Origin of the sequence: Pseudozobellia sp. WGM2 (assembly GCF_017810075.1) — a bacterium.
Lineage (GTDB): Bacteria > Bacteroidota > Bacteroidia > Flavobacteriales > Flavobacteriaceae > JADNYK01.
On sequence record NZ_JADNYK010000023.1, the window covers coordinates 1 to 1,472 of the forward strand.

Annotated in this window: 1 protein-coding gene; it reads right to left on the minus strand. The window is 38.8% G+C overall.

Annotated elements, in window-relative coordinates; translation table 11 throughout:
* Window positions 1-39: 39 nt before the first annotated feature.
* Complete coding sequence (locus tag IV512_RS19605; protein WP_209406439.1) at window positions 40-1,113, minus strand: IS110 family transposase; 1,074 nt, start codon at window positions 1,111-1,113, stop codon at window positions 40-42.
* Window positions 1,114-1,472: the final 359 nt, after the last annotated feature.

The window sequence follows — 1,472 nt, forward strand, 5'->3', positions numbered from 1 at the left end:
TAGGTACTGTGTCAAAAAACAAGTTTTTTCCTTGAAATTTCAGGAAACAGGTTGAGCGATCAATTTGTTATCCCGCGCAGCAAGGGCTTTATGCTTTTGCTGCTTTTTTGTTTCAAACCCCGCGTCATAGACTTCTTCATTTTTCCATAAGGTGTACATCAATATCAACAACTTTCTTTGAACCGCTATCAAAGCCACTAGTGGTTTTGCTTTTTTAGGCTTTAGTCGATTATAGAATTGTTTTAATGTCGGGTTGCAACGAACACAGGTCATCGATGGCATATGCAAAGCTGCACGAATATGGCTGTTTCCTTTTTTACTGATTCTTGTTTTTCCTTTAAAATTACCGGATTCACGCAATACGACATCGTAACCGGCATAGCTCGTCAATTGTTTTGCGTTCACTATCGATTCAAAACCTAAGGTCTCCCCAATAACTGTAGCCGCAGAAATATAGGAAATACCGGGTATGCTTGTCATAAAACCGATCTTCCTTCTCAACATCTCATTCTTAGAGGTAAGTTCTTGCATTTCTTGTTCTATTAGTTCTATCTGACTATTGAACAGCTTCAGTCTATTCTTATGCCTTTTCAAGGCTTTAGAATTGCTATAGACACTCGATTCAATAGCTCCTTGGCGATTATTCTCTATCGTTCTATCCTTTAACAAAGAACTGCGCTCCCTGCTCAATGCTTTTAATTGTTGCAGTTCTTTACTGGGTGGTCGCCAAAGGCGAATAGACCGCTCAAGACCAATCATGCTTAGCATTTTACTGTCTAAAGCATCAGTCTTCGATCGTTGATCCAAACTCTGGGCATAACGCTTGACACGACCTGATTGCATTACACAAACAGCGTAACCCTGTTTATGTAAATAATGAGCAATACCCTGATGGTAAACTCCCGTAGCCTCCATGACAACCAACAACTCAACATTACTATCGACCGATTTGTTCAACCATTTTAAAAGCTCTTTGTAACCGGGGACATCATTGGAAACATCTGAATGAGACTTAAATTCCTTAACTAGCCGTTCACTCAGAAAACCTAATGACAATGATAAATTCAACTTCGAGACATCGATACCTAAACTTTGTTTTAAACGCTTTGCCATATCCTATTTTTTAAAGCTAGAATTCTCTTTTGCATCTTTGCTCGCATTTGATTCGATCTCTACACTTTTAGGATCTAGGTACTGTTCAGATTCCAAGAAAATTATAGAAGGGCGCAAAACCTATGAAACGATATCATCTAAATGTATCTAGCCGAGACCTCGCTGTCCCTCCTATGTAAGCCTGTTATTAAGTAGCCAAGCTAATGCTTTAAAGCATTAGCTTGGCAAGAGTGTAAACCTAAGCGACGATATCCCTATTTAGTATCCAGCCGAACCTCGAAATCACTCTTCTATATCAACTCTTTTATTATTCTAAATATCTTATCTTCAACTTAAGAAACAAACATACGAGCCGAGAC